This window comes from Microvirga lenta (assembly GCF_020532555.1).
Lineage (GTDB): Bacteria > Pseudomonadota > Alphaproteobacteria > Rhizobiales > Beijerinckiaceae > Microvirga > Microvirga lenta.
Window position 1 is genome coordinate 1 of the sequence record NZ_JAJBBR010000019.1, and the last position, 23,432, is coordinate 23,432.

General features: G+C 65.4%; 27 protein-coding genes and 1 tRNA gene. 5 read left to right on the forward strand and 23 right to left on the reverse strand.

What is annotated here, in order from left to right; genetic code table 11:
• The 3 genes from LGR44_RS21135 to LGR44_RS21145 form a co-directional block, all read right to left on the reverse strand.
• A partial coding sequence (locus tag LGR44_RS21135; protein ID WP_226742698.1) for a hypothetical protein occupies positions 1-235 on the reverse strand: 235 nt, incomplete at its 3' end.
• Between the two features lie 408 nt (positions 236-643).
• Positions 644-2,953: an MHYT domain-containing protein gene (locus LGR44_RS21140; RefSeq protein ID WP_226742699.1), complete on the reverse strand. Its 2,310-nt coding sequence runs from the start codon at positions 2,951-2,953 to the stop codon at positions 644-646.
• Positions 2,954-3,149: 196 nt separating this feature from the next.
• Positions 3,150-3,234 (reverse strand) — tRNA-Leu (locus LGR44_RS21145).
• A 152-nt stretch (positions 3,235-3,386) separates the two neighbouring features.
• Here LGR44_RS21145 and LGR44_RS21150 point away from each other — a divergent pair.
• Positions 3,387-3,968, forward strand: coding sequence for a YqaA family protein (locus tag LGR44_RS21150; RefSeq protein ID WP_226742700.1), 582 nt, complete (start codon positions 3,387-3,389; stop codon positions 3,966-3,968).
• A 13-nt stretch (positions 3,969-3,981) separates the two neighbouring features.
• Positions 3,982-4,521 (forward strand): disulfide bond formation protein B, encoded by a 540-nt coding sequence (locus tag LGR44_RS21155; RefSeq protein WP_226742701.1) that lies wholly within the window; start codon positions 3,982-3,984, stop codon positions 4,519-4,521.
• On the opposite strand, the gene LGR44_RS21160 is transcribed toward LGR44_RS21155, so the two are convergent.
• Entirely contained in the window at positions 4,494-5,063 is a 570-nt protein-coding gene (locus LGR44_RS21160; protein WP_226742702.1) for an HNH endonuclease, read from the reverse strand. The two genes, LGR44_RS21155 and LGR44_RS21160, sit on opposite strands and share 28 nt — an antisense overlap.
• Positions 5,064-5,286: 223 nt before the next feature.
• Here LGR44_RS21160 and LGR44_RS21165 point away from each other — a divergent pair, with 223 nt between their 5' ends.
• Entirely contained in the window at positions 5,287-5,784 is a 498-nt protein-coding gene (locus LGR44_RS21165) for a DedA family protein (protein WP_226742731.1), read from the forward strand.
• Here LGR44_RS21165 and LGR44_RS21170 read toward each other — a convergent pair.
• The 11 genes from LGR44_RS21170 to lptM form a co-directional block, all read right to left on the reverse strand.
• On the reverse strand, positions 5,756-6,787 hold the full coding sequence (locus tag LGR44_RS21170; protein ID WP_226742703.1) for a c-type cytochrome: 1,032 nt from the start codon (positions 6,785-6,787) through the stop codon (positions 5,756-5,758). The genes LGR44_RS21165 and LGR44_RS21170 overlap by 29 nt on opposite strands.
• A gap of 83 nt (positions 6,788-6,870) precedes the next feature.
• The gene (locus tag LGR44_RS21175; RefSeq protein WP_226742704.1) at positions 6,871-7,752 is read right to left on the reverse strand and encodes a 3-hydroxybutyryl-CoA dehydrogenase; all 882 of its coding nucleotides are present in this window, start codon (positions 7,750-7,752) and stop codon (positions 6,871-6,873) included.
• 82 nt (positions 7,753-7,834) lie between these two features.
• A complete protein-coding gene (locus tag LGR44_RS21180) occupies positions 7,835-8,779 on the reverse strand; it encodes an electron transfer flavoprotein subunit alpha/FixB family protein (protein WP_226742705.1) in 945 nt (314 codons plus the stop codon).
• A 17-nt stretch (positions 8,780-8,796) separates the two neighbouring features.
• Positions 8,797-9,546, reverse strand: a complete 750-nt coding sequence (locus LGR44_RS21185) for an electron transfer flavoprotein subunit beta/FixA family protein (protein WP_226742706.1) — start codon at positions 9,544-9,546, stop codon at positions 8,797-8,799.
• Positions 9,547-9,651: 105 nt separating this feature from the next.
• On the reverse strand, positions 9,652-10,359 hold the full coding sequence (locus LGR44_RS21190) for a rhomboid family intramembrane serine protease (protein ID WP_226742707.1): 708 nt from the start codon (positions 10,357-10,359) through the stop codon (positions 9,652-9,654).
• 10 nt (positions 10,360-10,369) lie between these two features.
• Positions 10,370-10,945: a cob(I)yrinic acid a,c-diamide adenosyltransferase gene (locus tag LGR44_RS21195; RefSeq protein WP_226742708.1), complete on the reverse strand. Its 576-nt coding sequence runs from the start codon at positions 10,943-10,945 to the stop codon at positions 10,370-10,372.
• A gap of 27 nt (positions 10,946-10,972) precedes the next feature.
• The gene (locus tag LGR44_RS21200) at positions 10,973-11,566 is read right to left on the reverse strand and encodes an acyloxyacyl hydrolase (protein ID WP_226742709.1); all 594 of its coding nucleotides are present in this window, start codon (positions 11,564-11,566) and stop codon (positions 10,973-10,975) included.
• Between the two features lie 104 nt (positions 11,567-11,670).
• Positions 11,671-11,862: a twin transmembrane helix small protein gene (locus tag LGR44_RS21205; protein WP_226742710.1), complete on the reverse strand. Its 192-nt coding sequence runs from the start codon at positions 11,860-11,862 to the stop codon at positions 11,671-11,673.
• Positions 11,863-11,934: 72 nt separating this feature from the next.
• Positions 11,935-14,508, reverse strand: a complete 2,574-nt coding sequence (locus LGR44_RS21210; RefSeq protein WP_226742711.1) for a TIGR02302 family protein — start codon at positions 14,506-14,508, stop codon at positions 11,935-11,937.
• Between the two features lie 198 nt (positions 14,509-14,706).
• A complete protein-coding gene (gene lysA / locus LGR44_RS21215; protein WP_226742712.1) occupies positions 14,707-15,975 on the reverse strand; it encodes a diaminopimelate decarboxylase in 1,269 nt (422 codons plus the stop codon).
• 9 nt (positions 15,976-15,984) lie between these two features.
• A complete protein-coding gene (gene lptM / locus LGR44_RS21220) occupies positions 15,985-16,236 on the reverse strand; it encodes an LPS translocon maturation chaperone LptM (RefSeq protein WP_226742713.1) in 252 nt (83 codons plus the stop codon).
• 219 nt (positions 16,237-16,455) lie between these two features.
• On the opposite strand from lptM, the gene tlpA reads away from it, so the two are divergent.
• Complete coding sequence (gene tlpA, locus LGR44_RS21225) at positions 16,456-17,094, forward strand: thiol:disulfide interchange protein TlpA (RefSeq protein ID WP_226742714.1); 639 nt, start codon at positions 16,456-16,458, stop codon at positions 17,092-17,094.
• Here tlpA and LGR44_RS21230 read toward each other — a convergent pair.
• The 8 genes from LGR44_RS21230 to purC all read right to left on the reverse strand — a co-directional run bounded on the left by LGR44_RS21230 (position 17,091) and on the right by purC (position 22,850).
• Positions 17,091-17,414 carry a hypothetical protein gene (locus tag LGR44_RS21230; protein WP_226742715.1) on the reverse strand — a complete coding sequence of 108 codons (324 nt, stop codon included), beginning with the start codon at positions 17,412-17,414 and terminating at the stop codon, positions 17,091-17,093. The two genes, tlpA and LGR44_RS21230, sit on opposite strands and share 4 nt — an antisense overlap.
• A gap of 198 nt (positions 17,415-17,612) precedes the next feature.
• Positions 17,613-17,948 (reverse strand): Grx4 family monothiol glutaredoxin, encoded by a 336-nt coding sequence (grxD, locus tag LGR44_RS21235; RefSeq protein ID WP_226742716.1) that lies wholly within the window; start codon positions 17,946-17,948, stop codon positions 17,613-17,615.
• Between the two features lie 42 nt (positions 17,949-17,990).
• A complete protein-coding gene (locus LGR44_RS21240) occupies positions 17,991-18,227 on the reverse strand; it encodes a BolA family protein (RefSeq protein WP_226742717.1) in 237 nt (78 codons plus the stop codon).
• Positions 18,228-18,239: 12 nt separating this feature from the next.
• Complete coding sequence (gene purL / locus LGR44_RS21245; RefSeq protein WP_226742718.1) at positions 18,240-20,450, reverse strand: phosphoribosylformylglycinamidine synthase subunit PurL; 2,211 nt, start codon at positions 20,448-20,450, stop codon at positions 18,240-18,242.
• Between the two features lie 22 nt (positions 20,451-20,472).
• Positions 20,473-21,171, reverse strand: a complete 699-nt coding sequence (purQ, locus tag LGR44_RS21250) for a phosphoribosylformylglycinamidine synthase subunit PurQ (RefSeq protein WP_226742719.1) — start codon at positions 21,169-21,171, stop codon at positions 20,473-20,475.
• Between the two features lie 7 nt (positions 21,172-21,178).
• Positions 21,179-21,418, reverse strand: coding sequence for a phosphoribosylformylglycinamidine synthase subunit PurS (gene purS / locus LGR44_RS21255; RefSeq protein ID WP_226742720.1), 240 nt, complete (start codon positions 21,416-21,418; stop codon positions 21,179-21,181).
• A gap of 68 nt (positions 21,419-21,486) precedes the next feature.
• Positions 21,487-22,047: a hypothetical protein gene (locus LGR44_RS21260; protein WP_226742721.1), complete on the reverse strand. Its 561-nt coding sequence runs from the start codon at positions 22,045-22,047 to the stop codon at positions 21,487-21,489.
• Between the two features lie 11 nt (positions 22,048-22,058).
• Positions 22,059-22,850, reverse strand: coding sequence for a phosphoribosylaminoimidazolesuccinocarboxamide synthase (purC, locus tag LGR44_RS21265; RefSeq protein WP_226742722.1), 792 nt, complete (start codon positions 22,848-22,850; stop codon positions 22,059-22,061).
• A 235-nt stretch (positions 22,851-23,085) separates the two neighbouring features.
• On the opposite strand from purC, the gene LGR44_RS21270 reads away from it, so the two are divergent.
• Positions 23,086-23,409 carry a DUF1476 domain-containing protein gene (locus LGR44_RS21270; RefSeq protein ID WP_226742723.1) on the forward strand — a complete coding sequence of 108 codons (324 nt, stop codon included), beginning with the start codon at positions 23,086-23,088 and terminating at the stop codon, positions 23,407-23,409.
• Positions 23,410-23,432: the final 23 nt, after the last annotated feature.

Genomic DNA, 23,432 nt, shown 5'->3' on the forward strand with positions numbered 1-23,432 from the left:
CGATGGACTGGCGCAGGGACTGGCTGATCTCGGAGCGCTCCGAGCCGGCCACGTCGGTGAAGCGCGACGAGGAGAACTGGTCGCCCTTGCGCACTTCGAAGCGGTAGATGTCGCTGGTGGGGTTGTAGGCGAAGCTGTGATTGTATTCGGCGCTGACCATGAAAGCGTAGTTGTCCATGACGAACGTGTCGTTGTCATAGCTGGTCGGACGCCATTGAGACGCTGAAAATGTCATTGGATTGTGCCCCTTCATGCCCCATTGGTTTTTCGGGGCTGTTTTTGAAGTATAGGTACAGAACGTCTTGGGTCGCCGATCCGAAGAGAAATACGATTTCTTTGTTTGACGCTCGGACCGCCGGTGAAAGCGAGCTTTTGACCGAAATCAAAAGGACGTGAATCCGAATACACAGGACAAAGAACGCGCGTCTTGTGAACTGAGGACAGATCTTTGGTTTTTTAAGCCAGCTTGGCCGCTCTATTAACGTCTATGTTCCGACTTTGGCGTAAAGCGAAAGTAAATGTGGCACCAGCTTGGCCGCTTTACGGTCGAGCTGCTGATGCAACGCTCCGGGCGTCTTGAGGCTTGGATTGATTCGGAAAGAACGGGTGCCGACCCTCGGCCTTTGCCACCCTCAGGAGGCAATCAGGTCTGTCTCGGCCGAAACGGAATGACCTTTTCGGCCTTATGAGCCGATTTCGAGCAATCGGATATGGCCCGTATGAGGGCATCCTGGCGAAAGGGCTTGTTGAGCCGCACCAGGCCGGCGTCGGCTCCTGCGGGGAGATCGGCATAGCCGGTTGCGAGAACGATCGGAACCTGCGGCCACTGGGCCCTGACTTTCTCCGCGAGTTGCACGCCGGTCATGCGGGGCATCGCCTGGTCGGTGATGATGAGGTCGACCGCCGCGCCCTGCCGGAGCCGGGCAAGAGCCTCCTCGCCCGACGTGGCTTCGATTACGGCGTGCCCCAGATCCTCCAGCATCGCGGCGGTGTTCTGCAGAACGAGAATGTCGTCGTCGACGACGAGGATGGCCAAGGGCTTCGAGGCCCCACCGCGGCCGCTGTTCGAGGCCGTCGTCCCTGCGGACGCCTGCGGCTTGCCCGGGAGTTGCGCTTCCGCCGCAGGAAGCCAGATCTCGGCGGTCGTGCCTTCGCCCTTGCGGCTGCTCAGGACGAGGCATCCTCCCGATTGCGCGGCAAGCCCGTGCACCATCGAGAGGCCGAGCCCCGTCCCCTTGCCGACGCCCTTGGTGGTGAAGAAAGGCTCCATGGCCCGCCTCAGCGTCGTCTCGTCCATACCCTCTCCGGTATCCGCGACGGACAGGCAGACGTAGTTCCCGGGCAGGAGGTTGCCGTGATCTCCGGGCCGGACGGTCTCCTCGCGCCCCGAAACGGTGATCGTTCCCCCTCCGGGCATGGCATCCCGCGCGTTCACGGCCAGATTGAGCAGCGCCAGTTCGAGCTGGTTCGCATCCACGTGCACCCGCGGAAGGTTCAGGGGGAAGCGGGTCTCGATCTGCACCATGGGGCCGATGGACCGCTGAAGGAGGTCGGCCATCTCCTTCACCAGATCGGGCACGTCGACGACCTGCGTCTTCAGGTCCTGCTGTCGCGCGAAAGCCAGCATCCGCTGGGTGAGCGTCGCTCCCCGCTCGGCGCCCTGGATCGCACTGTCGAGAAGGCGCCTGGCCTTCGGATCGTCAGGCAGGCGGCTGCGCAGGAGATCCAGGTTCCCGAGGACCACGGCGAGCAGATTGTTGAAATCATGCGCGACGCCTCCCGTGAGCGCGCCGACCGCCTCCATCTTCTGCGCCTGGCGCAGGGCCTCCTCCGCACGCCTGCGCGCGGTGACGTCCACGATGCCGCCGAGAACATAGTTGAACCGGCCCTCGCTGTCGCGCTCCACGCGGCTGGACAGGAGGACGTCCAGAATTCGGCCGTCCTTCGTCACCAGCCGGTACTCCACATCCTTGAGCTCCCCCGTTGCGAGGAGAGCGGGCCAGTGGGTCTGGGACCGGCGCCTGACGGATTCTTCGGTCATGAAATCCGTGATGGGGCGTCCGAGGACCTCTTCACGGCGGTAGCCGAGAAGATCGAGCCAGGTGTCGCTCACATGCTCGATGACGCCCTCGGCGTTCAGGGAGTGGAGGGGCAGCGGCGTCTTGCTGTAGAGGATGCGAAACCGCTCCTCGCTCTCCCGCAGGGCCTTTGCTTCGCGCTCCGAAAAATAGGCGAAGCGGCGGTCGAACATCGCGGCTATCAGGGCAAGGAACAGGATCAGGAAAGTCGTTGCCGATACGGCCAGGGCGAGGTTGGTCTGGCTCAGGCTCGCATAGCCGTGCGCCTCGTCCACGGCCGAATGGAGCGTAAAGACCGCTCCCTGCATGCTGGCATAATGCATGCCGGAAATCGCAAGTCCCATCGCGGCGGAGGCCAGAAGCTTCTGAGTGGGGCCGACGTTGCGGAATGCCAGCCAGAGCGCAATCGTGGAAGCCCCGATGGCGATCAGGATGGAAACCGCGACCCACAGGGCCTCGTAGCTCAGATCCGCGGCCATCCGCATCGCCGCCATGCCGGTATAGTGCATCCCGACGATGCCGAGCCCCACGAAGATGCCGCTGAGCAGCACCGTCTTCAAACCGGCATTGGCCTGGTTGACGACGTAGAAGCCGATGGCGGTCACGAAAATGGGCAGGACGAACGAAATGGCCGTGAGGCCGACGTCGTAGTTCACTCCGACGTCGGGAATGCTGAAGGCCAGCATGGCGACGAAATGCATGGCCCAGATGCCGCCGCCCATGGCAAGGGCAGCCGTCGCGAGCCACGCATGTTTGGCCCACCCGCCTGCAGCACGGATGCGGCCTGCAAGATCGAGAGCGGTATAGGACGCCGCCGTCGCGATCAGCACCGAGAGCCAGACCAGAACATCGTCGTGCGTTCCACTATGGGTCATTCGTCTGAACCGGCCGGTACGCGGCACTGGAGGAGGGCTGGCTATGGACGCCGCCGGAGCATCCTAAGCTTAGCCTCGAAGCAGAGAGAACAACAGAATGGGAAGCGTGGTTGTTCCGAGGAGGTCGCTTGCAGCATTGCAAGCTCACGCTTCCCTTCGAGCGGGGAAATGTTCTGTGAAAGCAAGCTTTTGCGAATGGTGCCCCTGGCCGGGATCGAACCAGCACTCCTTGCGGAACTCGATTTTGAGTCGAGCGCGTCTACCAATTCCGCCACAGGGGCAAGGAATTGCCGAGTACCATGCAAGACGAAGCGTGGTCAATGAGGGAGATGTGAAGGGGTGCCGCAGGTAATTCACTCGCCAGCGGCGGCGGCTTGTGCTCAAAGGAGCGTCGACATCAACCCCGGCCTCTCGAATACCTCCACGGTCTCTCATGCTCAGACGCCTTTACGACTGGACCCTTTCCCTCGCGGCCCGGCCCTCGGCGCCCTATGCGCTTGCAGCGGTGTCCTTCGCGGAGAGTTCCTTCTTCCCGGTCCCACCGGACGTGATGCTCGTGCCGATGATGCTGGCCCGGCCCGACCGGGCCTGGACCTACGCCCTGATCTGCACGGTCACGTCCGTTCTGGGCGGCATCGCCGGGTACCTGATCGGGCTCTTCCTCTACGATTCCATCGGAGCCTGGCTGTTCCAGGTCTACGGGCTTACCGAAGGGGCGGAGACGTTCCGGCAATCCTATGCCGAGTACGGCCACTGGGTCATCCTTCTCAAGGGCCTGACGCCGATCCCCTACAAGCTCGTGACCATCACCTCGGGCTTCGCCAGCTACAGCCTGTTCTGGTTCGTGGTTCTCTCCGTCGTGACCCGGGGAGCCCGCTTTTTCTTCATCGCCCTGCTGATGACCCGCTTCGGGCCGGTGATCAAGGGCATGATCGATCGCCATTTCAACCTGATCGCAGGCCTCGCCATCGTGGCGCTGGTCGGCGGCTTCGTGGCGTTCCGGTACCTGTTCTGAGGAGGTGTTCCCGATGCGGCTTGGGCTCACGATACGGCAAGCGGCTCTTGCAGTCGCCCTGGCGGCGGCGGCAACCATCGGCGGCGCACTCGTGTTCGAGCATGTGTGGGGCTATCAGCCCTGCAAGCTCTGCCTGACCCAGCGGAATCCCTATTACCTCGCCATTCCGCTGGCCCTGATCGCGGCCTTTCTCCCGGCCAAATGGGGCCGGATCGGCCTTTGGCTCCTCGCCCTGGTCTTCGTCGTGAGCGCGGGGCTGGGCGCCTATCACGCCGGGGTCGAATGGGGCTTCTGGGAAGGGCCGAGCGATTGCGGCGGCGCAATGGGCTCGAGTGCCGGCAATGTGGGCGATTTCCTGAACCAACTCCAGACGACCCGGGTCGTCAGCTGCACGGAGGCGGCCTGGCGCTTTCTCGGCCTGTCTCTGGCAGGGTGGAACGTGCTGATTTCGCTGGCGCTTGCCGCCTTTGCCGCCTGGGCGGCGGTGCAGGGCTCGTCCGGGAACGAGAGGGCCGGAACGGGCGCCTACGGCTCCAGTTCGCTGTCCCAGTAGAGATAGTCCATCCAGCTGTCGTGCAGATAGTTGGGCGGGAAGAGGCGGCCGTTCGAATGCAGGTCGTGAAGGGTGGGAGCGAAGGGGCTCTGTCTCGGCCACATCTCGACGTCGCGGGGGAGGTGGTCGGCCTTTTTCAGATTGCAGGGGGCGCAGGCGGCGACGACGTTTTCCCAGGTGGTCTGTCCGCCCTTGGAGCGGGGAATGACGTGGTCGAAGGTGAGGTCCTCGCGGGCGCCGCAATATTGGCAGGTGAAACGGTCGCGAAGGAAGACGTTGAAGCGGGTGAAGGCCGGGTGTCTCGAAGGCTTGACGTAGGTCTTGAGCGAAATGACCGAGGGAAGACGGATCTCGAAGGTCGGACTTCGGACGACCTTGTCGTACTCGGAAACGATGTTCACCCGGTCGAGGAACACCGCCTTGATCGCATCCTGCCAACACCAGATGGACAAGGGGTAGTAACTCAAAGGCCGAAAGTCGGCATTGAGAACGAGGGCCGGGCAGGCCTCCGGTCGCACAACAGGCTGGACGTGTATCGTCACCTCACCTCCTCAAACAGAGAAAGCTGCATCCCGCTCCATAAGACTAGGCCAGTGTGACGTTGTTGTGAAGCGAGGACACAGGTCGTCTATGACGCACCCACAGGGAAAATGCCGGGTGAAAAGCTAAGTTCCTGCTGCTATGAAGCGCAACCGTTGTCCTGAGGTCCGTCATCGGCCTCCGATGAATTGAGCCGGTGCGCCGATGAGCATCCTGCAGCAGGGATTGGCCTGGATCGAACCCGCCGTGGCGGCCTACGGGGCCTTTGCCCTGTTTCTCATCGTCTATTTCGAGTCCTTCGGAGCCCCGCTGCCGGGGGAAAGCGCCCTCATCGCGGCCTCCCTGCTGGCGGTGCGGGGGGACCTCGCCGTCGAGCACGTTTTCCTGGCTGCCTGGATCGGCGGCTTTCTCGGGGACAGCACGGGCTACCTGATCGGGCGCTTCGGCGGCCGCCTGCTGCTGCAGCGCTTCGGCCATTGGGTCAAGCTCACGCCCGAGCGCCTCGCGCGTCTGGAGGCGACGGCGCGGGAGAAGGGCTTCGTCATGGTGATGACGGCGCGCTTCGTCGTCCTGCTCCGCCAGCTCAACGGGCTGGTGGCCGGGTCCATCGCCATGCCGTGGCGCATTTTCGCGCCCGCCAACGCCATCGGAGCCGCCCTTTGGGCAGGCCTCTGGAGCTTCGGACCGTACTATTTCACGGATCACTTCCACCGCTGGCTTTAGGGGCGGCATTCCCTCGGGCGGCCTTCAGGCGGGCCAGCTCCGCACGGATCGGGCCGAAGGGGCCGAAGATGTGCTGTTGTCGGCTGAAGCCATCGGCATAGGGGCCATAGGGGGTGTCGACCGGCTTCTGCAGCAGATCGGGAAAGTCCTTGTCGAGATCAGCCTTCTGCGGGCGCGGTTGCGAGACGACGAAGGCGGCCACGTCCCAGGCGTCCTCCGGAGACAGCCGCGGCATCACATAGCTCACCCCGTTCGGCATGTTGAAATGCACGAAGTTGGCGATGGTCGTCAGGCGGTTCATGCCGGCCGCATTGTTGAAGCTGTCCGGCCCCCAGAGCGGCGGGACCATATAGCCGAGATCCGGCACCGCGAGGTTCCGGCGCAGACCCTGACCTTCGGTTCCGTGGCAGACCGCGCAGGTCTGCCGGAAGACGGCCTGCCCCCGCTGCGGATCCGCCGCGCGGTCGAGCTCCGCCATCTGCCCTGAACCGTAGCCGGTAAGCGTCTCGCCGGGCTTCACCCCTGTCGACAGGAAGGCGATGTAGGCCGCCATGGCCTGCATCTCCGGAGCCTCCTGCGGAAGCGGGCGGCCGTTCATGCTTCGGGTCATGCAGGCATTGATGCGCTGCTCGAGGGTGATGGTCGCACCCGCCTCGGCGTCGTATTGCGGAAACCGGTCCATCAGCCCCCAGAGCGGGTTGCCGAACTTCTTCGCGCCCGCATCCAGGTGGCAGTTGCGGCAGGCGAGATTGTTGCCGGCGTAGCGCTTGGCCGGATCCGGGACCGCCGGGCCGATATGGGCATAGGTCGCGGTGATCAGGTCCCGCCCGCGCCGTACGAGACGGCCATGGGCGTCGTCGGGCAGGGAGCCGATGTCGGGAACGTTCCAGAACGGGTCGGGAGCGGGGGCCGGTCCCTGCGCCAGGGACGGAGCCGCGTGGAGGAAAATCGCCGACAGCACGGCGCATGCGCCAACGGCCGGCCGTCTCTTGCGGTGTGTCATGGCGCCCCCTGGAGCCGCAGCGTGGCATTTCCCGCCAGAATGGCGGAAAAGAAGCCGAACGCAAGGCCCGTCGGAGGACGGGATCAGCGCGTCGGGACCGGCTTGTCGCCGCGGTAGTCGTAGAATCCGCGCTTCGCCTTCCGGCCGAGCCAGCCGGCTTCGACGTATTTCACCAGGAGCGGGCAGGGACGGTACTTGGTGTCGGCCAAGCCTTCGTGCAGCACCTGCATGATCGACAGACAGGTGTCGAGGCCGATGAAGTCCGCGAGCTGGAGCGGCCCCATGGGGTGGTTCGCGCCGAGCCGCATGGCCGTGTCGATCGCGTCGACCGAACCGACGCCCTCGTACAGCGTATAGATCGCTTCGTTGATCATCGGCAGCAGGATGCGGTTGACGATGAAGGCCGGGAAATCCTCCGAGACCGTCGCGGTCTTGCCGACCTTGGCGACGAACTCCTTCGCCGCCTCGAAGGTCGGGTCCTCCGTCGCGATGCCGCGGATCAGCTCGACGAGCTGCATCAGCGGAACTGGGTTCATGAAGTGAATGCCGATGAAGCGCTCCGGCCGGTCCGTGGCGGCGGCCAGGCGCGTGATCGAGATCGACGAGGTGTTGGTCGCGATGATTGCGTCCGGGCGCAGCGACGGGCACAGGTTGGTGAAGATCTTGCGCTTGACCTCTTCGTTCTCGGTCGCGGCCTCGATGACGAGATCGCAGGCGGAGAGGTCGTCGTAAGTGGCGGCGGGCTGAATGCGGTCGAGGGCTTCCCGGCGGGCGGCGTCGGAGATCACTTCCTTGGAGACCTGCCGGGCCATGTTGCCGTTGATCGTCGCCAGACCTGCGTTGATCCTGTCTTCCGAAAGGTCGTGGAGACGAACGTTGAAGCCTGCGAGCGAGGAAACATGGGCAATGCCGCTGCCCATTTGACCGGCGCCGATGACGCCAACAGTTTTGATCGTGATACCCATCGTGCCTGCTGCCTCGGGCACTCCCGTGCCCTCAAAAGAATCCGGGCGGGAGACCCGCCCGGTCCGCCTTTTATTCCTGACCTTATTGACCCGCCTTGGTCAACTCCTCCTGGAGTTCGGGAAGGATCTGGAAGAGGTCGCCGACGAGGCCGTAATCGGCCACCTGGAAGATGGGAGCCTCCTCGTCCTTGTTGATCGCGACGATCACCTTGGAATCCTTCATGCCCGCCAGATGCTGAATGGCGCCTGAAATGCCCACCGCGATGTAGAGATCCGGCGCCACCACCTTGCCGGTCTGGCCGACCTGCCAGTCGTTGGGGGCGTAGCCCGCATCCACGGCAGCGCGGCTCGCGCCCATGGCGGCCCCGAGCTTGTCGGCGATCGGCTCGATGTACTTGGTGAAGTTTTCGGACGAGCCGAGCGAGCGTCCGCCCGAGATGATGATGCGCGCGGAGGTCAGCTCCGGCCGGTCGCTCTGAGCGATCTCCTCGCCCTTGAAGCTCGACACGCCCGGATCCTCGGCGGGGCCGACGGTCTCGATCGGGGCCGAGCCGCCTTCGCCGGCGGCCGGGAAGGCGGCGGTGCGCACGGTGATCACCTTCTTGGCGTCGGTCGACTGCACCGTCTGGATCGCGTTGCCGGCATAGATCGGCCGCTCGAAGGTGTCGGGCGAGACGACCTTGGTGATGTCGGAGACCTGCATGACGTCGAGAAGCGCCGCCACGCGCGGCATCACGTTCTTGCCGGTCGTCGTGGCGGGAGCCACGAGGGCGTCGTAGGAGCCTGCGAGCGAGACGATCAGGGCGGCGGTGGGCTCCGCGAGCTGATGATCGTAGGCCGGGCTATCTGCCAGCAGCACCTTTTCCACGCCTTCGAGCCTGGCGGCCGCCTCTGCGGCCGCGCGGGCATTGGCGCCGGCCACGAGCACGTGAACCGGCGCGCCGAGCGCCGCGGCGGCGGACAGCGCCTTGTGAGTGGCGTCCTTCAGGTGAGCGTTGTCGTGCTCTGCGAACAGCAATGTGGTCATGATCTCATTCTCCTCGCTTAGAGTACGCCTGCTTCGACCTTGAGCTTGTTGACGAGCTCGGCCACCGAGCCGACCTTCACGCCGGCCTTGCGGCCGCCGGGCTCGGCGGTCTTCACCACCTTGAGACGCGGCGCGACATCGACCCCGAGAGCTTCCGGAGACGTCTCGTCGAGGGGCTTCTTCTTGGCCTTCATGATGTTGGGAAGAGACGCATAGCGCGGCTCGTTCAGGCGCAGGTCCGTGGTGACGATGGCCGGGAGCTTGAGGCCGACCGTCTGCAGGCCGCCATCGACCTCGCGGGTCACGTCCACGCTGCCGTCGCCCACGTTCACCTTGAAGGCGAAGGTGCCCTGCGGCCAGCCCAGCAGCGCGGCCAGCATCTGGCCGGTCTGGTTGGAATCGTCGTCGATGGCCTGCTTGCCCATGATCACGAGCTGCGGGTTCTCCTGCTCGATCACCTTCTTCAGGATCTTGGCGACGCCGAGAGGCTCCACCGTCGCATCCGTCTTGACCAGGATGCCCCTGTCGGCGCCCATGGCGAGCGCCGTGCGGACGGTCTCCCCGGCCTGCTGCGGGCCGATGGAGACGGCCACGATCTCGGTGGCCTTGCCCTGCTCCTTGAGCCGGACGGCTTCCTCGACGGCGATCTCGTCGAACGGGTTCATGGACATCTTGACGTTGGCGAGTTCGACGCCGGATCCGTCGCTCTTCACGCGGATCTTGACGTTGTAGTCGACCACACGCTTCACGCACACCAGAAGCTTCATTCGTCTGTCCTCATTGAAAGGTCAGGTCCGGGTTCCGGTCCATGACCTGCTCTCCGGATAGGTAGGAAAAAGATGGAAGGGACCGTAGCGGGCGATGCCCGATTGTCAACGCGGCGCCTGAAGTTCCTGTGCCTCGACACGGGCCAGAACGGGGTCGTAGCGGTGGCGCATGAAGGGCACGAGGGCGGCGCCGACCACGAAGCCTCCCAGATGCGCGAACCAGCCGACGCTGTCGTCGCCGCCGAGAAAGGCGGAGAGGAACTGCAGGACGAACCAGAAGCCGATCGCCCAATAGGCGGGAAGGCGCAGCGGGATGCCCTTCAGGAAAAGGCCCCAGATGCGCACCCGCGGATAAAGGATGAGATACGCCGCGACGACGCCGGAAACGCCACCGGACGCGCCGATCAGGGGGCGGTGCGATTCCGGGTCGATGAAGGCATGGGTCAGGCTCGCCGCCGTTCCGCATAAAAGGAAGAACACGAGGAAGCGGACGTGGCCCATCGCATCCTCCACGTTGTCGCCGAACACCCACAAGAACAGCATGTTGCCGATCAGGTGAAGCAGCGACCCGTGCAGGAAAATGTTCGTCGTGAGGGTCATGGCCTCGGGCACGAAGGGAAAGCCCGGAGGCAGAACCTCGATGCCGAAGAGAACGGCCGGGATCATTCCCAGCCCCGCCACCATCGCATCGGGCCCGGGCGGGCCGAAGAAGGTGACGAGGTAGACGATCGTGCAGGTGACCAGGAGGGAGCGCGTCACGACCGGCGTCTGCAAGTGCCGCAACGGTACGCCATCGTGAAGCGGCAGAAACATGATCCGGTCCTCAGCGGTTCTGGCCTGGTACCCACAATACGTCGAGAGCGCCCTTGTCGTTGATGTAGCGTGAGGCGACGAAAAGGAAATCGGAGAGGCGGTTGAGGTATTTCACCGCCTCCGGCGACACCTTCTCGTCGGGACGGCCGGCGAGTTCCACCACGCGGCGCTCCGCCCTTCGGCAGACGGTGCGGGCGAGGTGGAGGGCGGCGGCGGCGGCGGTTCCGCCGGGCAGAACGAAGGAACGCAGCGGAGACAGGTGTTCGTTCAGCTGATCGATCTCGCGTTCGATGCGGTCGACCTGACCTTGGGTGATACGCAGCGGCTCGTAGGGCAGGGGCTTGTCCGTCTCGACCGTCGCCAGATCCGAGCCGAGGTCGAAGAGATCGTTCTGGATCCGCTCCAGCATGGGATCGATCTCATGCCCGGCCGTATGGAGCCGGACCATGCCGAGACAGGCATTCGTCTCGTCCACGGTGCCATAGGCTTCGATGCGGAGATCGTGCTTCGGGCGGCGTCCGCCAGCGGCCAAAGCCGTGGTGCCCTGGTCGCCCGTGCGGGTGTAGATGCGGTTGAGTACGACCATGCGACGCCCGAGAGGTTGAGGATTCCGTTAGAAGGAATACCCAACCCGCGCGCCGATATTCGTCAAGCCCCGATTGTCCGAGCAGGAGCCCGCATTGGACAGGTGTTCGACGGTCGCCATGAGGCTCCAGTTGGCGGAAAGGCGCACGCCGACGGATCCGGCCTCCCGAAACAGGGGCGAACAGCCCATGGCCTGGTGGTGATCCTGCAGATGGCTCGGCCGGTCCTTGCCGTTGTGGATGGCGCCGCCCAGGCTGCCTTCGACGAAGAGGTTCGGCGTGATGTCGACCGTCCAGGAGAGACCCGCATAGGCGAAGCTCGTCCTGCCGTCGAAGTTCAGGCTGCCGCCGACATGGGGCCGGGGGATGAAATAGCTCGTGAAGAGGTCCGATGCCGTGAACGGCTTCGCGAAGAGGATCTCGCCGGTCAGATTGGCCGAGCCGCCGTCCCCTTCCGGTCCCCAGGGATCCTGGGCCGAGAAGCCGAAGCGGAATTCCGAGAGAAGACCGGGCTGGGTGGCCGCAACGGAACCGGGCAGCTTCTTGGAATCAGCCCCTAAAACACTGGTCGCTCCCAGGGAAACGACCAAAAGGCTGAGGCCCAGGACTGTGCCGGCACGCATTGCTGATCCATTATTAAACAAGAATCGGGCCACCGGTGGGGCACCGGTTATGGCTAATGAGATCTATAGAGAACAATGGCGGAAAAGTGTCAATATGGGGCAAGCTAGGCCGCTTTCCACCAGATAACGCCCATGATCAGCATGATGGCCAAGAACTGCAGCAGGACGCGCAGACGCATGAGCTGCTGCGACCGGTTGGCGCTGCCGCCGCGAACCATGTTGAACAGGCCGAGAAGCAGGACGAAGGCCACGGCGAGAAGCGCCACGGGCACGAGAAGGTCGGCGAAGCTGGTCATTGTGATTCCATAGGAAAAGCCGGGCGGACCGTGGCCCGAACCCGGCGTCGAGGCAAGAGGGGCTTGCCGTCCTCAGTTCCTTCGCAGCAGCCTGTCGAAATAATCGAGCTCTTCCTGCGGCCGCGTCGGATCTCCGAGCTTGCGCCTCAGCTCTTCGAGGATGCGCTGGGCTCGTTGGGCGGCGGATTCGCCCGCCTCGGGCACATGGACGCGCCCGTCGGAGAAGTCCCTGTTCCGGGTCGGGCGGCCGAGGGGATCGTTGTCCTGCTGCGAGGCCTGGCCGCGTCCCTGGGGATCGCCCTGGCCCGGCTGGTCGCCGGCCTGCTGGTTGCCGTCGCCCTGCTGCATCTGCTGCATCTGTTGGGCCATGCCCTGCATGCCGCGGCGCAGATTTTCCAGGGCGCGCCCCTGGGCGTCGACGGCAGGGCCGTCCTGACCTTCGCCGAGGGCGCCTTCGGCCTCGCGCATGTTCTGCTCGGCCTCGCCAAGGCCCTGCTCGCCCTGCATGCCCATGCCCTGCATACGCCGCTGGAGCTCCTCGAGCCTCTGACGGAGGGCCTCCTGCCGTTCCTGCAGGCCCGAGCCGTCCTGCTGCTCGCCCTCGCCGTTCTGGCCCTGCTGACCCTGCTGCCGCTGGCCTTGCTGGCGCTGGCCCTGCTGCCGCTGTCCCTGTTGCCCCTGGCGGTTGCGGTCCCCCTGCTGCATGCGCTGCTGCTGTCCCTGCCGGAATGTCTCGTCGCGCAAGTTCTGCTGCTCGCGGGCCATGTCCTCCAGGTCGCGCATGGCCTGGTTCATCTCCTGGCTGAGCGGGTCGCTCATGCGGCTGTTCGGCTGGGCGGTCTGCAGGTTCTCCAGGATGTTGCGCAGCTGATCGAGAAGACGCTGGGCCTCGGCCATGTCGCCCCGGCGCATGGCTTCCTCCATCTGCTGCAGCATCCGGTTCAGGTCCTCCTGCGAGATGACGCGATCAGGCGCGCGCTGGTTCTCGGCCTGGTTCTGGTTCTGCTGGTTCTGCTGCATGCGTTGAGCGAATTCCCGCAGGAACTTGTCCATGGCCTGGCGCAGTTCGTCGGTCAGCCGCTTGATCTCCTCGTTGGGAGCTCCGCGATCCATCGCCTCCTTCAGGCGCTCCTGGGCGGCGCGCAGTTCGCGTTCCGCATCGGAAAGTCCGCCATCCTCGATCTGCAGCGCCATGGCCCAGAGCCAGTCGGCCACATCCAGCAGATCCTGGTCGGTCTTGGCCCGGCGCAGGCGGTCCGACCCCATGCGCAGTCCCATGAACACGCCCCATTGGGGGGTGAATTCCTCCGGCGCGATGAGAAGCGCGTCGAGAGCGATCTGCACGCGCTTCCGGTCGTCGGGGTCGAGGACCAGATTGCGCCGCTGCTCCACGAGCGCCTTCGCCAGCGGGTTCGTGAACGGGCGCTGCGGAAGGGTGAATTCGATGGCCGCGCTCTCGCCCTGCTGGCCGGCCTCGTCCTTGACGCGCAGCTTGATGGTCACCTTCGCGCCGGCCCAGGGATGCTCGGTGAGATCGACCGGTGAGCGGGTCTCCGGAGCGTTCTCGTCATGGCTCGGAACGGCAAGGGTAAGCTGAGGCGCTTCGACGAGGGAACGTCCCTTGCCCCCTTGGGCTTTTTCCACGACGCCCTCGATGGACGCGATGCCGTAATCGTCCTTGCCCTTGTAGCTCAGCGTGAAGGTGCCGCGGGCATTCACTTCCGGAGGGGTGGCAAAGGCGATGGCGGGCGGATTGTCCGGAATCGCCTCGATCGAGAGCGTCACGTTCTGCGCGAATCCGGTGCTGATTGAAAGCTCGCCGCTGCCTTGGAGGGTGAAGCGCTCCTCGCGCAGGTCGACGCGCTGCGTGTCCTTGGCCGGCAGGGGCGCCAATCCGCGCCCCGCCTTGATCTCGGCATTGCCCTCTCCGGCGATCCGCACGACCACCGTCGAGTTGATCGGCGCGCGCAGGCTCTGCCCGCGGGCCAGGTCGATCATGAGCGGCGGCATCCGGGTGTAGAGGGGCGGGTCGATCCAGCCGTCGATGCGGAAAGCCGGCGCCGACGCCTCGAGGCGCCTCCAGTCGAAGGCCGCCGACAGGCGCGAGCCGATTTCGGGGCCGGCCACGAAGGCGCTGGCCACGAGGGCCAGGAGCCCTGCGGCGCGCAAGGCATAACGGTCGTGCCTCGGCATGTCGGGGCTCGGGGGCGCGACGCGCATGCGGGAGACCGTCTCCTCCGCGCGCTTGCGGTGAAGGGCCCACAGGGCCCGCGTGCCGAGGTCGCCCGAGCCGAGCGCCAAGTTGTCGTCGAGAACGCGTGCGGGGCCGTGCTTGAGGCCGGTGTCCCGATCGAGACGGTCGAGGGCGCTCGTGCGGCTGGGCCAGCGAAGGCGCAGGAGAGGCCAGAGCGAGACCAGGAAAGCCAGGGCGAAGGCACTCAGTCCCACGCTCCGCCAGAAGGGCGATGCGTCGAGCCAGAGGCCGAACCAGGACAGGGTCAGGAACAGGCCCACGATGGCCAGCGGGAGCCAGATGCGCGGCCACGCCTGCTCCCACCAAAGGGACCAACGCGCGCGCCCGACGAGACGCGCGAACCGCTTGTCCAGTTCGCTGCGCGTCGAAACCGGGTTCGGGCCTTCGCTCATGCCATAGTCTCCCGCCAAGCGGTCCTCGCTATAGCCCCCGAGAGAAAGCTAGCACGGCTCGCCCCGATGACCAGCGGTCAAATGGGCACAGACAGGAACCCTCGCTCGGATTGACGTGCGAAGCCGATCACTTCCTCGTCATGTTCGGGACGATGTCGGGCGCCGATCTCCGGTCGTGCCGGGTGGCCGCCCGGCACCTCAGGCAAGCCAGGCGGGCACCTGGTCGAGGTTGATCATGTCCTCGTAGCTCGGCCGCGGCCGGACGATGGCGTGATCGGGGCCGCGCACCAACACTTCGGGAACGAGCCGGCGGGTGTTGTAGGTGTTGGCCTGAACGGCCCCGTAGGCTCCCGCCGTCATGAGGGCGAGGAAATCCCCGGGCTTCACCGCGGGCAAGTCGCGCGACAGGGCCAGGTAGTCGCCGGTCTCGCAGACGGGCCCGACCACATCGGCGACGATGCGGCCGCCGTTCCGATCCGGCTCGACGATGGTGCGGATATCGTGATGGGCCTCGTAGAGGGTCGGGCGGATCAGGTCGTTCATCGCCGCATCCACGATGACGAAGGTCTTGCCGGCTCCCTCCTTCACGTAGACGACCTGCGTGACCAGGATGCCGGCATTGCCGGCGATCATGCGTCCCATCTCGAAGACGAGCTTGAGGCCCAGGCCCTGGGTGTGGCGCTTGATGATCTGCGCATAGGCCTGCGGGTCGGGCGGGGGCTCGTTGTCCTCCCGGTAGGGCACGCCGAGGCCGCCGCCGAGATCGATATGGTGGAGCTTATGGCCGGCCGCCATGAGGTCCCGCGCCAGCTCCGCGAGCAGGGCGGTCGCGTTGTCGAAGGGCTGGAGGTCCGTGATCTGGCTGCCGATATGCATGTCGACGCCGGTCACCTCGATGCCCTTCAGCCGGGCGGCCCGGTCATAGACTTCGCGCGCGCGGGCGATCGGGATGCCGAACTTGTTCTCGGACTTGCCGGTCGAGATCTTCTTGTGGGTCTTGGCGTCCACGTCCGGGTTGACGCGGATCGAGACCGGCGCGCGCAGGCCCTTCGAGGCGGCGACCTCGGACAGGGCCTCCAGTTCCGGCTCCGATTCCACGTTGAAGCACAGGATGCCGCTGTCGAGGGCGAAGGCCATCTCGGCCTTCGTCTTGCCGACGCCCGAGAACACGATGCGCTGCCCCGGAATGCCGGCCGCGAGCGCCCGGCGCAACTCGCCTTCGGAGACGATGTCCATGCCGGCGCCGAGACGGCCGAGGGTCTTCAGGACGGCCTGATTGGAATTCGCCTTCATCGCGTAGCAGACGAGGGCATCCGTATCCGCAAAAGCCTCCGCGAAGACCCGGTAATGCCGCTCGAGGGTCGCGGAGGAATAGCAGTAGAACGGCGTTCCGACCTCGTCGGCGAGGCGGCGCAGATCGACGTCCTCCGCATGGAGGATGCCGCCGCGATAGGCAAAATGGTGCATGGTCTCGCCTTACAGCAGCGGATCGAGAATGAACGGCTTGTCGGGAATGGTGAAGCCGCGATTGGGCCGCGAGCGGGGCGTTCCGACGGGGGAGGGGAGCGTGCCCTGTCCGGCTTCCGCCGCGCCTGCCGTCTGCTGCGCTTGCGGGGCTGACGGATCCGGCGGCGGCTCGAGCGCGCCACGGCGCCCGCAGGCCGAAAGGCTGAGAATGGCAAGGCCCGCGATCAGCGCGATGCGGGGGAAAGCTAGGCTGGACGACATCACATGCTCCGAAACGTGGCCGCACCATAACGGGAACCTGCGGCCGAGGCGAGAGGCAAGGTGAGGAAGGACCCGCCGCTGTCCTCAGGTTGCATCGCCGCGCCCGGAGCCGCCCGCCACAGGATCGTGAAGGGATGTGGTGCGGATTCGGCGGCTCGGGACTTGAGCAATGCCGCGTTTCGCGGCACATCCGCGGGCATGTCGAACGCATCCCGATCCTTGACGGCTCGAACCCTCCCCTGGCTCGTCGGCGTGGCGGCCCTCGGCCTCCTCGGGGCGGGCGCGGCCTGGTATGGGTTCTCCCAGAACGAGGTCAATCTGGCCGGTGCCGGCGAGTGCCGCGCATCGCAGCCCGTCGCCGATAGCCTGAAGCCCCTGGCGAGAGGCGAACTGGCGGCCGTGGGCGTGAGCAGCTCGCCGAAACCGCCGCCGGACATCGCGTTCCTCGGGCCCGACGGCCAGACGAAGAGCCTCGCCGATTTCAAGGGCAAGACGATCCTGGTCAATCTCTGGGCGACCTGGTGCGTCCCGTGCCGTCAGGAGATGCCGGCCCTCGACAAGCTCCAGGCGGAGCTGGGAGCGCAGGACTTCGAGGTTGTCGCCATCAACGTCGACACCCGCAATCCCGAGAAGCCGAAGACATGGCTTCAGGAGAACGGCATCCGCCATCTCGCCTATTATGCTGATCCGGGCGGCAAGCTGCTCCAGACGCTTCAGAAGTCGGGCCACGTGGTGGGCCTGCCCACCACCTTCGTCGTCGACGAGGCCGGATGCGAGATCGCCCTTCTGAAAGGGCCGGCCGAATGGGCCTCCGACGAGGCCTTCACCTTCGTGCGGACGGCGCTCGGACGCCCTTAGGCCGGAAAGCCTCCCTGGCCGTCCGGGAGGCCCGCTTCGCCGGAAAAGGCCGGCTTCAGGAGCCGCCATGGACGGTCCATGGCTTTGCGCGCCTCGCCCCGGGCGAGCCGGCGGGACGTGCCGTCGGCCAGGATCTCCTCGATCACGAGAAAACCCAGGGCCTGCAGCGTCACGGCCGCCATCTTGGTCGCGGTGTCGTCCGCCCGGATGGAGAGCGAGCCTGCGGCATAGGTCCGCTCGATCAGGCTTTTCGGATGGTGCTGCGCCGAGGCCGCCTGACGCGGCTTGAACGCGATGACGTTCGTCTCAGTGTCGAACATGGATACCCCCAGTGCCGATGCCGCATGGTTCTTGTTCTGCGCGGCTCTCCGTTGTGACGGAGTAACGCCATTATGCCGGGAACTTAGCCGTGCATGGAATGCGACAAAAATTACGCCCCCGGCTGGCAGCCGGACCGGGTGGGAGCAACAAAAAAGGCGGGGCCGCTGCCCCGCCTCGATCCGTCCGATGCAGTGCCCTCAGGCGCTCTGCTCGACCTTGATTCCCTTTTCGGTGAAGAGCTGCTGCAGCTCGCCGGCCTGGAACATCTCGCGGGTAATGTCGCAGCCGCCGATGAACTCGCCCTTCACGTAGAGCTGGGGAATGGTCGGCCAGTTGGAATAGTCCTTGATGCCCTGGCGGATGCCCTCGTCCTCGAGCACGTTCACGCCCTTATAGGGCACGCCGAGATAGTTGAGGATCTGGACCACCTGGCTCGAGAACCCGCACATGGGGAATTGCGGCGTGCCCTTCATGAAGAGCACGACGTCGTTGGACTTCACTTCGTTGTCGATCACCTGACGGGCGTCGGTCATGGGATTCTCCTGCTCCTCGGCGTTCAAGGCGCCGGGTTCGTCTCAATTGTCGGGTGTCAGAGTCGTCAATGCAAGGGCATGCAGCACGCCGCCCATGCGGCCTTGCAGCGCCGCATAGACCATCTGGTGCTGCTGGACCCGGGACTTGCCCTTGAAGGCCGAGGAGGTGACGGTGGCGGCGTAGTGGTCGCCGTCGCCGGCCAGATCCTTGATCTCGACCGTGGCATCCGGCAGGGCGTCCTTGATCATGCTTTCGATTTCGCGTGCGTCCATGGGCATGATGTCAGCTCCTCAAGCCTTGCCGGCCATGTAATCCGGCAGCCAGGCTTCGTGCGCTGCCTTCAGTTTCTTCACGGATATGGCCTGCTCGCCGGGCAGAATCAACGAATCGCCGCCCGTCACCCCCAGGGTTACGGCAGGGACGCCGATGGCGGAGGCCTCGTAGAGAATGTCGGCGGCGGCGTCCTGATCCACGGCGATCAGATAGCGCGCCTGATCCTCGCCGAACAGGAAGGCATGGAGAGGCAGGCCTTCCGGCATTGCGGTGACGGTGGCGCCCACATGGCCGGCCATGGCCATTTCCGCAAGGGCAAGCGCGATGCCGCCATCGGAGCAGTCATGGACCGTGTCCACCTGGCGCGACCGGACGAGCTGGCGGATGAAGTCGCCGTTGCGCTTCTCATGGACGAGGTCGACCGGGGGCGGCGCGCCTTCCTCCCGCCCGCAGACGTCCCGCAGGTAGATGGATTGCCCGAGCCAGCCCTGGGTGTGGCCGACGAGGATGATGGCATCCCCTTCGCGCTTGAAGGCCACCGAGGCATTGACCGTCACGTCGTCGAGAAGACCGACGCCGCCGATGGCCGGGGTCGGCAGGATGCCCTGGCCGTTGGTTTCGTTGTAGAGCGAGACGTTGCCCGACACGACCGGGAAATCGAGGGCGCGGCAGGCCTCGCCGATGCCCTTGAGGCAGCCCACGAACTGGCCCATGGCGTCAGGCCGCTCGGGGCTGGCGAAGTTCAGGTTGTCGGTGATCGCCAGCGGCAGGCCGCCGACGGCGGTGATGTTGCGCCACGCTTCCGCCACCGCCTGCTTGCCGCCCTCGAAGGGGTCGGCCTCGCAATAACGCGGGGTCACGTCGGTGGTGAGCGCAAGGCCCTTTGGACCGTCCTCGACGCGCACGATGGCGGCGTCGCCGCCCGGGGTCTGTACGGTGTTGCCGAGGATCAGGTGGTCGTACTGCTCCCAGACCCAGCGCTTGGAGCACTGGTCCGGCGAACCCACGAGCTTGAGCAGCGCCTCGGCCTCGGACATGGGCGCCTTCACGCTCTCGGGGGCGATCACGGGCCGGCGCGGGCTTTCCACGTAAGGCCGGTCGTAGACCGGGGCCTCGTCGCCCAGCTCCTTGATCGGCAGATCCGCCTTCACCTCGCCCTCGTGCTTGATGACGAAGCGCAGGGTGTCCGTGGTCTTGCCGATGATCGCGAAATCCAGGCCCCATTTGTGGAAGATGGCCTCCGCCTCCTTCTCCATGCCGGGCTTGAGGACCATGAGCATGCGCTCCTGGCTCTCGGACAGCATCATCTCGTAGGCGGTCATGCCCTCCTCGCGGCAGGGCACCTTGTCGAGGTCGAGCTCGACGCCGAGATTGCCCTTGGCGCCCATCTCGACGGCCGAGCTGGTGAGGCCCGCCGCGCCCATGTCCTGGATCGCGATGACCGCGCCCGATTTCATGAGCTCGAGGCAGGCTTCCAGCAGGAGCTTCTCGGCGAAGGGGTCGCCCACCTGCACGGTGGGGCGCTTCTCCTCGGAAGCATCGTCGAACTCGGCCGACGCCATGGTGGCGCCGTGGATGCCGTCGCGGCCCGTCTTGGAGCCGAGATAGACGATCGGGTTCCCGACGCCGGTGGCCTTGGCATAGAAGATCTCGTCGCTGCGGGCGAGGCCCACCGCCATGGCGTTGACGAGGATGTTGCCGTTGTAGCGCTTGTCGAAGCCGACGCTGCCGCCGACGGTCGGCACGCCGAAGGAGTTGCCGTAGCCGCCGATGCCGGCCACCACGCCCGAGACGAGGTGGGGGGTCTTCGGATGGTCCGGCTCGCCGAAGCGCAGGAAGTTCAGCGCCGCGATGGGACGGGCGCCCATGGTGAACACGTCGCGCAGGATGCCGCCCACGCCCGTCGCCGCGCCCTGGTAGGGCTCGATGAAGGACGGGTGGTTGTGGCTCTCCATCTTGAAGATGCAGGCCAGGCCGTCGCCGATGTCGATCACGCCCGCGTTCTCGCCCGGGCCCTGGATGACCCAGGGCGCCTTGGTCGGCAGGCCGCGCAGATGGATGCGGGAGGACTTGTAGGAGCAGTGCTCGTTCCACATGGCCGAGACGATGCCGAGCTCGGTGATGGTCGGCGTCCGGCCGATCAGCTGCACGAAGCGCTCGTACTCGTCAGGCTTCAGCCCGTGCTCCTTCACCAGCTCCGGGGTGATGGCGACGTCGTTGCGGATCATCAGGGTCTCGCGATTTGAATGATTAGGCGGCACGGGCGGCGGACGACACGAGGCTCTCGAACAGGCCGCGTCCGTCGGTTCCTCCGACGAGGTCTTCGATCAGGTTTTCCGGATGCGGCATCATGCCGAGCACGTTGAGCCTGTCCGAATAGATGCCCGCGATCGAGTTCATGGAGCCGTTGCGGTTGGCGTCCTGCGTGACGTGACCGTGCGCGTCGGCATAGCGGAAGGCGACGAGACCTTCGCCCTCGAGGCGCTTCAGCGTCTCGGAATCCGCCGTGTAGTTGCCCTCGCCATGGGCGACGCAGACGTCGATGGCCTGGCCCTTGGCATAGGCCTTCGTGAAGGCGGTGTCGTTGCGCTCCACCCGCAGGAACTGGCGGTGGCAGATGAACTTGAGGTTGGCGTTGCGCATCAGGATGCCCGGCAGCAGGCCGGATTCGCACAGGATCTGGAAGCCGTTGCAGATGCCGAGCACGAGGCCGCCGCGGGCCGCATGCGCCCGCACCGCATCCATGACCGCCGCGCGGCCGGCGATGGCGCCGCAGCGCAGATAATCGCCATAGGAGAAGCCGCCCGGCAGGACGACGAGATCCGTGCCCGAAGGCAGGTCGGTCTCGGCATGCCAGACCTTCTGGACGTCGGAGCCGGCCAGCTTGAGCGCCCGCACCACATCGCCTTCGCGATTGGAGCCGGGGAAGACGACGACAGCGGATTTCATGCCAACCTCACGCGATCTCGACGCGGTAGTTCTCGATGACCGTATTGGCCAGAAGCTTCTCGCAGGCTGCCTTAAGGGAGGCCTCGGCCTGGCCCTTGTCGGCGGTGTCCAGCTCGATGTCGAACACCTTGCCCTGGCGTACATTGGCGATGCCATCGACGCCGAGAGACTTCAGGGCGCCTTCGATGGCCTTGCCTTGGGGGTCGAGAACGCCGTTCTTGAGGGTCACGGTGACGCGGGCTTTCATGGGGGCCTCGGGCTCTGCTGGAGATATGGCCAACGCCATAAAGCCAATGGCCGCAAGAGACAACGCCCTCAGGAGCCCAATTCTCGGGCAGCGGCCTCCCGGGCCGTCGCACGAACCGATTCCGGGTCCTCGCCGATGGCGAGAACGACATGGAGCTCATCGCCGGTGCGCCGGCCGAAGGCTGCGCCGTAGGCAGGAGGCTTCCCGCCATCCGCCGGTGCGAGGCTGATGGCGAAGCCGGGATAGGGGCGTCCGTCGAGAGATTCCACCGACACCGCCGTCCGCACCGCCTTCTTTTTCCGGTCCTTCGGGGACCGAAGGACCCGCGCCAGCCGGTCGGGATCTTTAAGGACGGCTTCCGCCGCCTTCGCGTCGTCCCCTTTGAGACGCACCACGCTCACGACGAGGCCGGGGCTGCATTCGGGAGGAGCGCAGAAGGCCAGGGCCTCCGGCGCCGCCCGGTTCTCGGCCAGCCATTTCCGGAGGGGCAGGGCTTCCCACGGCGCGCCGGGAGGAACCCCCGCGACCGGCCGGGGAATGTAGCCGCAGCCGCTCAGGGCCAGGAGACCGATCAGGAGCCCAAACGAGAATGCCCGGCGCGAGGCCGGGCATTGGATCCGTCTTTTCAAGCCGAACCCGCTCACTGCACGAGGCGTGGGCCGCCGTTGGGGTTCTCGTTCTCGGACATGATGCCGAGACGGCGGGCCACTTCGGAATAGGCCTCGACGAGACCGCCCATGTCGCGGCGGAAACGGTCCTTGTCGAGCTTGTCCTTGGACTTGATGTCCCAGAGGCGGCACGAATCAGGGGAGATCTCGTCGGCGACGACGATGCGCATCAGCTCGCCTTCCCAGAGGCGGCCCGTTTCCATCTTGAAGTCGACGAGGCGGATGCCGACACCGAGGAAGAGGCCGGAGAGGAAGTCGTTGACCCGGATGGCGAGAGCCATGATGTCGTCGATTTCCTGCGGCGTCGCCCAGCCGAAGGCCGTGATGTGCTCTTCCGAGACCATCGGATCGTTCAGGGCGTCGTTCTTGTAATAGAATTCGATGATCGAGCGGGGGAGCTGCGTGCCCTCCTCCAGCCCGAGGCGCGTGGCGAGGGAGCCCGCCGCCACATTCCGGACCACCACCTCGAGGGGGATGATCTCCACCTCGCGAATCAGCTGCTCGCGCATGTTCAGGCGGCGGATGAAGTGGGTCGGCACACCGATGTCGTTCAGATGCTGGAAAATGTATTCCGAGATCCGATTGTTGAGCACGCCCTTGCCATCGATCACTTCATGCTTCTTGGCATTGAAGGCGGTGGCATCATCCTTGAAGTGCTGGATCAGCGTTCCGGGCTCCGGGCCTTCATAGAGGACCTTCGCCTTGCCCTCGTAGATGCGACGGCGACGATTCATAGGTGTGTACCGAGGTTTGAGAAAATCCATTTGCCGTGGCTCCTTAAGGGTGAAACTGCCAGATCCGCGGCCGACGGGAGCAGCTTTAGCCGCCGCCCCGCTTGCGGCGCAACCTATCCGATCCCTGGCATAAGCACAACGCAGGCCGTGCGCTGCAAAAAGAGGCAGCTTGATTGAGGCTTGCTTCCAAGGTGGGGAGCCACTGGCTATGACGCGAGTGCGCCTTTATATCGCAGAAAGACGATTCTAGGGGAGACCAGAGCCCATGACCACCTTCGACGACCGCAAGGATGCCTTCGAGAAGAAATTCGCCCACGATGCGGAGCTCCGCTTCAAGGCGACGGCCCGGCGGAACAAGCTTTTCGGCCTCTGGGCGGCGGAAAAGCTCGGCAAGAACGGCGCCGACGCGGAGGCCTACGCCAAGAGCGTCGTCCTCGCCGATTTCGAGGAAGCCGGCGATGCGGATGTCATCCGCAAGGTGCGAACGGATCTGGAGACGGCCGGCAAGGCGGCCGACGAGGCCGAGCTGAGCCGTACCCTGGCCGGCCTGATGGGCGAGGCTATCGAGCAGATCCAAGCGGGCCGGTAACGCCTCCCGTTTCTTCGCCAAGG

What these genes read in the sequence shown, in the direction of transcription:
- LGR44_RS21140 (WP_226742699.1), bottom strand. Translation starts at nt 2,953, where the DNA reads ATGACCCATAGTGGAACGCACGACGATGTTCTGGTCTGGCTCTCGGTG.
- LGR44_RS21150 (WP_226742700.1), top strand. Translation starts at nt 3,387, where the DNA reads ATGCTCAGACGCCTTTACGACTGGACCCTTTCCCTCGCGGCCCGGCCC.
- LGR44_RS21155 (WP_226742701.1), top strand. Translation starts at nt 3,982, where the DNA reads ATGCGGCTTGGGCTCACGATACGGCAAGCGGCTCTTGCAGTCGCCCTG.
- LGR44_RS21170 (WP_226742703.1), bottom strand. Translation starts at nt 6,787, where the DNA reads ATGACACACCGCAAGAGACGGCCGGCCGTTGGCGCATGCGCCGTGCTG.
- LGR44_RS21175 (WP_226742704.1), bottom strand. Translation starts at nt 7,752, where the DNA reads ATGGGTATCACGATCAAAACTGTTGGCGTCATCGGCGCCGGTCAAATG.
- LGR44_RS21180 (WP_226742705.1), bottom strand. Translation starts at nt 8,779, where the DNA reads ATGACCACATTGCTGTTCGCAGAGCACGACAACGCTCACCTGAAGGAC.
- LGR44_RS21185 (WP_226742706.1), bottom strand. Translation starts at nt 9,546, where the DNA reads ATGAAGCTTCTGGTGTGCGTGAAGCGTGTGGTCGACTACAACGTCAAG.
- LGR44_RS21190 (WP_226742707.1), bottom strand. Translation starts at nt 10,359, where the DNA reads ATGTTTCTGCCGCTTCACGATGGCGTACCGTTGCGGCACTTGCAGACG.
- LGR44_RS21195 (WP_226742708.1), bottom strand. Translation starts at nt 10,945, where the DNA reads ATGGTCGTACTCAACCGCATCTACACCCGCACGGGCGACCAGGGCACC.
- LGR44_RS21200 (WP_226742709.1), bottom strand. Translation starts at nt 11,566, where the DNA reads ATGCGTGCCGGCACAGTCCTGGGCCTCAGCCTTTTGGTCGTTTCCCTG.
- LGR44_RS21205 (WP_226742710.1), bottom strand. Translation starts at nt 11,862, where the DNA reads ATGACCAGCTTCGCCGACCTTCTCGTGCCCGTGGCGCTTCTCGCCGTG.
- LGR44_RS21210 (WP_226742711.1), bottom strand. Translation starts at nt 14,508, where the DNA reads ATGAGCGAAGGCCCGAACCCGGTTTCGACGCGCAGCGAACTGGACAAG.
- lysA (WP_226742712.1), bottom strand. Translation starts at nt 15,975, where the DNA reads ATGCACCATTTTGCCTATCGCGGCGGCATCCTCCATGCGGAGGACGTC.
- lptM (WP_226742713.1), bottom strand. Translation starts at nt 16,236, where the DNA reads ATGTCGTCCAGCCTAGCTTTCCCCCGCATCGCGCTGATCGCGGGCCTT.
- LGR44_RS21230 (WP_226742715.1), bottom strand. Translation starts at nt 17,414, where the DNA reads ATGTTCGACACTGAGACGAACGTCATCGCGTTCAAGCCGCGTCAGGCG.
- grxD (WP_226742716.1), bottom strand. Translation starts at nt 17,948, where the DNA reads ATGACCGACGCCCGTCAGGTGATCGACAACGAAGTGAAGTCCAACGAC.
- LGR44_RS21240 (WP_226742717.1), bottom strand. Translation starts at nt 18,227, where the DNA reads ATGCCCATGGACGCACGCGAAATCGAAAGCATGATCAAGGACGCCCTG.
- purL (WP_226742718.1), bottom strand. Translation starts at nt 20,450, where the DNA reads ATGATCCGCAACGACGTCGCCATCACCCCGGAGCTGGTGAAGGAGCAC.
- purQ (WP_226742719.1), bottom strand. Translation starts at nt 21,171, where the DNA reads ATGAAATCCGCTGTCGTCGTCTTCCCCGGCTCCAATCGCGAAGGCGAT.
- purS (WP_226742720.1), bottom strand. Translation starts at nt 21,418, where the DNA reads ATGAAAGCCCGCGTCACCGTGACCCTCAAGAACGGCGTTCTCGACCCC.
- purC (WP_226742722.1), bottom strand. Translation starts at nt 22,850, where the DNA reads ATGGATTTTCTCAAACCTCGGTACACACCTATGAATCGTCGCCGTCGC.
- LGR44_RS21270 (WP_226742723.1), top strand. Translation starts at nt 23,086, where the DNA reads ATGACCACCTTCGACGACCGCAAGGATGCCTTCGAGAAGAAATTCGCC.